Below are 5,354 nucleotides of genomic sequence, written 5' to 3' on the forward strand. Positions count from 1 at the left end.
AAACAGCGGGGTGGTTGCCGGGATTCTGACCGTATTCCGGGAACCGTACAGTGAACGCGAACATCAGTTACATAGCGCAGGCTCTTCAAAGTCTGACAACCACACCCATTCAGGGGGTTGTGTATGAGACAAGCCCTCGGCCTATTAGTACCAGTCAGCTCCACACCTTACGGCGCTTCCACTTCTGGCCTATCAACCCAGTGGTCTACTGGGGGCCTTACCCGGTTAACCCGGTGGGAGACCTCATCTTGAAGCGTGCTTCCCGCTTAGATGCTTTCAGCGGTTATCACTCCCGAACGTAGCCAACCAGCCGTGCTCCTGGCGGAACAACTGGCACACCAGAGGTTCGTCCACCCCGGTCCTCTCGTACTAGGGGCAGCCCTTCTCAAGTCTCCTGCGCGCGCAGCGGATAGGGACCGAACTGTCTCACGACGTTCTAAACCCAGCTCGCGTGCCGCTTTAATGGGCGAACAGCCCAACCCTTGGGACCTACTCCAGCCCCAGGATGCGACGAGCCGACATCGAGGTGCCAAACCATCCCGTCGATATGGACTCTTGGGGAAGATCAGCCTGTTATCCCCGGGGTACCTTTTATCCGTTGAGCGACGGTGCTCCCACATGCCACCGCCGGATCACTAGTTCCGACTTTCGTCCCTGCTCGACATGTCTGTCTCACAGTCAAGCTCCCTTGTGCACTTACACTCGACACCTGATTGCCAACCAGGCTGAGGGAACCTTTGAGCGCCTCCGTTACCTTTTAGGAGGCGACCGCCCCAGTCAAACTACCCACCAGGCACTGTCCCTGATCCGGATAACGGACCAAAGTTAGACAGCCAGAACAATCAGAGTGGTATTTCAACGATGACTCCACCCGAACTGGCGTCCGAGCTTCACAGTCTCCCACCTATCCTACACAAATTGTACCGACCACCAATACCAAGTTGTAGTAAAGGTCCCGGGGTCTTTCCGTCCTGCTGCGCGTAACGAGCATCTTTACTCGTAATGCAATTTCGCCGAGTCCACGGTTGAGACAGCGCCCAAGTCGTTACGCCATTCGTGCAGGTCGGAACTTACCCGACAAGGAATTTCGCTACCTTAGGATGGTTATAGTTACCACCGCCGTTTACTGGCGCTTAAGTTCAAAGCTTCGCCGGCCGAAACCAGCTAACCTGTCCCCTTAACGTTCCAGCACCGGGCAGGCGTCAGTCCGTATACATCGAATTACTTCTTCGCACGGACCTGTGTTTTTAGTAAACAGTCGCTTGGGCCTGGTCTCTGCGACCATCACCGCTTCCACCAGCAAGTGGCGTCACGGATCCGGTCCCCCTTCTCCCGAAGTTACGGGGGCATTTTGCCGAGTTCCTTAACCATGGTTCACTCGATCGCCTTGGTATTCTCTACCTGATCACCTGTGTCGGTTTGGGGTACGGGCGGCTCTAACACTCACTGCGAAGTTTTTCTCGGCAGCATGGGATCATCCACTTCCCCTGAACGGGTCCGCCTCGGCTCTCAGGCTATGTGAGACACGGATTTGCCTATGCCTCGCCCTACCACCTTGCCCGCGGATCAGCTTGCGCCTACCATCGCCGCGGTTGGACTACCCTCCTGCGTCACTCCTCAATGCACCTACTACCACCTCGGGTCGAACAGTCCACCGATCCGTCCGAAGACATCACAGCTTCACGTCCTTAGCATCAGCAGATTCGGTCGGGTCGTGTTAATGCCGGTACGGGAATATCAACCCGTTGTCCATCGACTACGCCTGTCGGCCTCGCCTTAGGTCCCGACTTACCCAGGGCAGATTAGCTTGACCCTGGAACCCTTGATCATCCGGCGGACGGGTTTCTCACCCGTCATTCGCTACTCATGCCTGCATTCTCACTCGTGCAGCATCCACAACTCCATCACTAGGCTGCTTCACACGCTGCACGACGCTCCCCTACCCACCCACACACCTGGACGTCCCCAAAGGAAACGCCGAGTACTTATGTGAGTGCCACAGCTTCGGCGGATTGCTTGAGCCCCGCTACATTGTCGGCGCGGAATCACTTGACCAGTGAGCTATTACGCACTCTTTCAAGGGTGGCTGCTTCTAAGCCAACCTCCTGGTTGTCTGGGCAACTCCACATCCTTTTCCACTTAGCAATCGCTTAGGGGCCTTAGCTGGTGATCTGGGCTGTTTCCCTCTCGACTACGGAGCTTATCCCCCGCAGTCTCACTGCCGCGCTCTCACTTACCGGCATTCGGAGTTTGGCTGATTTCGGTAAGCCGGTAAGCCCCCTAGACCATCCAGTGCTCTACCTCCGGTAAGAAACACGCGACGCTGCACCTATATGCATTTCGGGGAGAACCAGCTATCACGGAGTTTGATTGGCCTTTCACCCCTATCCACAGGTCATCCCCCAGGTTTTCAACCCTGGTGGGTTCGGTCCTCCACGCGGTCTTACCCACGCTTCAACCTGCCCATGGATAGATCACTCCGCTTCGGGTCTAGAGCATGCGACTAAAGCGCCCTATTCAGACTCGCTTTCGCTACGGCTACCCCACACGGGTTAACCTCGCCACACACCACTAACTCGCAGGCTCATTCTTCAAAAGGCACGCCGTCACACCCCACAAAGTGGAGAGCTCCGACGGATTGTAGGCAACCGGTTTCAGGTACTATTTCACTCCCCTCCCGGGGTACTTTTCATCTTTCCCTCACGGTACTAGTCCGCTATCGGTCACCAAGAAGTATTTAGGCTTAGCGGGTGGTCCCGCCAGATTCACACGGGATTTCAAGAGTCCCGTGCTACTTGGGAAAACACTCAAGAGTCACTGTCTTACGCCTACAGGGCTATAACCCACTACGGCTCAACATTCCAGAAGATTCGACTTCAACAGTGATTGATAACTCTCTAGTCTCACGGCATTAAGACTCGAATGCTCCCACGACCCCATATACGCAACGCACGCCGGCTATCACACGCACATGGTTTAGCCTCATCCGCTTTCGCTCGCCACTACTCACGGAATCACTATTGTTTTCTCTTCCTGCGGGTACTGAGATGTTTCACTTCCCCGCGTTCCCTCCAGAACCCTATGTGTTCAGGCACTGGTAACTGGCTTTAGAATGCCAGCTGGGTTTCCCCATTCGGACACCCCCGGATCACAGCTCGGTTGCCAACTCCCCGGGGCTTATCGCAGGCTCCAACGTCCTTCATCGGCTCTTGGTACCAAGACATCCACCGATTGCCCTTAGTAGCTTGTCACAAAACAAACATACAAAAAGCAAAATTACGCTACAAAGAGATGCTCGCGTCCACTATACAGTTCTCAAAATACGGGCAGGAACACCAGCTCGAACCTGACACTTGAAGACAAACCCACCATCAGAGGGAAACAACCCACCCCATCCAGCAGACCATCAACAGTCTGTACAGAAGCCGGCCCCAGCCACCCACCACACCAACACAACATCAGTGTGACAGTGACCCTAGAAGAAACAGTCCCAAGACTCTTACAAGTCCAGGGCCCGATTCCTCAGGACCCAACAGCGCGCCTCGACCCATCCCCCACACTCACTCACGTTCCACGCCAACACCCCGAAGGACATCAGCAGTACTAGCTCGCTCGAGCAGGTTCCAGGCCTAATGGTCAATGTTCCACATTCCGAAGCACCATCGCCCAAGAACATTCGCCTTGGAAACGATGAATGGACACCCGACCCAAAGGGTCCGGCGCCGAATGCTCCTTAGAAAGGAGGTGATCCAGCCGCACCTTCCGGTACGGCTACCTTGTTACGACTTCGTCCTAATCGCCAGCCCCACCTTCGACGGCTCCCTCCACAAGGGTTAGGCCACCGGCTTCGGGTGTTGCCGACTTTCATGACGTGACGGGCGGTGTGTACAAGGCCCGGGAACGTATTCACCGCAGCGTTGCTGATCTGCGATTACTAGCGACTCCGACTTCATGGGGTCGAGTTGCAGACCCCAATCCGAACTGAGACCGGCTTTTTGGGATTCGCTCCACCTTGCGGTATCGCAGCCCTTTGTACCGGCCATTGTAGCATGCGTGAAGCCCTGGACATAAGGGGCATGATGACTTGACGTCATCCCCACCTTCCTCCGAGTTGACCCCGGCAGTCTCCTATGAGTCCCCACCACCCCGAAGGGCGTGCTGGCAACATAGGACGAGGGTTGCGCTCGTTGCGGGACTTAACCCAACATCTCACGACACGAGCTGACGACAGCCATGCACCACCTGTATAGGACCCTTACGGACCCCCCATCTCTGGAGGATTTCCCTATATGTCAAACCCAGGTAAGGTTCTTCGCGTTGCATCGAATTAATCCGCATGCTCCGCCGCTTGTGCGGGCCCCCGTCAATTCCTTTGAGTTTTAGCCTTGCGGCCGTACTCCCCAGGCGGGGCGCTTAATGCGTTAGCTGCGGCACGGAGGACGTGGAATGTCCCCCACACCTAGCGCCCAACGTTTACGGCGTGGACTACCAGGGTATCTAATCCTGTTCGCTACCCACGCTTTCGCTCCTCAGCGTCAGGTAAGGCCCAGAGAGCCGCCTTCGCCACCGGTGTTCTTCCTGATATCTGCGCATTCCACCGCTACACCAGGAGTTCCGCTCTCCCCTGCCTACCTCTAGTCTGCCCGTATCGGAAGCAGGCTCGGGGTTAAGCCCCGAGTTTTCACTCCCGACGTGACGAACCGCCTACGAGCCCTTTACGCCCAATAATTCCGGACAACGCTCGGACCCTACGTATTACCGCGGCTGCTGGCACGTAGTTGGCCGGTCCTTCTTCTGCAGGTACCGTCACTCTCGCTTCGTCCCTGCTGAAAGAGGTTTACAACCCGAAGGCCGTCATCCCTCACGCGGCGTTGCTGCGTCAGACTTTCGTCCATTGCGCAATATTCCCCACTGCTGCCTCCCGTAGGAGTCTGGGCCGTGTCTCAGTCCCAGTGTGGCCGGTCGCCCTCTCAGGCCGGCTACCCGTCGACGCCTTGGTAGGCCATTACCCCACCAACAAGCTGATAGGCCGCGAGCCCATCCCCAACCGCCAGAACTTTCAACCCCACCCCATGAAGAGTGAAGTATTATCCGGTATTAGACCCCGTTTCCGAGGCTTATCCCAAAGTTGAGGGTAGGTTGCTCACGTGTTACTCACCCGTTCGCCGCTCGTGTACCCCCGAAGGGGCCTTACCGCTCGACTTGCATGTGTTAAGCACGCCGCCAGCGTTCGTCCTGAGCCAGGATCAAACTCTCCGTTGAAAAATATGACAAACAGTCCAAAGACCGTGAGTCGACAACTTCAGTCGATCCTTTGAATCAGAAACAACCAATAACTGGCTTGTCATCCGTAT

General features: G+C 56.1%; 2 rRNA genes. Both read right to left on the bottom strand.

Annotated elements, in window-relative coordinates:
* Window positions 1-124: 124 nt before the first annotated feature.
* Window positions 125-3,251 (bottom strand): 23S ribosomal RNA (locus tag ACGFI6_RS41345).
* Between the two features lie 486 nt (window positions 3,252-3,737).
* Window positions 3,738-5,262: ribosomal RNA gene (locus ACGFI6_RS41350) — 16S ribosomal RNA — on the bottom strand.
* Together the 16S and 23S rRNA genes form the textbook arrangement of a ribosomal RNA operon.
* Window positions 5,263-5,354: the final 92 nt, after the last annotated feature.

It is taken from the genome of Kribbella sp. NPDC048928 (assembly GCF_043197975.1).
Taxonomy (GTDB): Bacteria; Actinomycetota; Actinomycetes; order Propionibacteriales; family Kribbellaceae; genus Kribbella.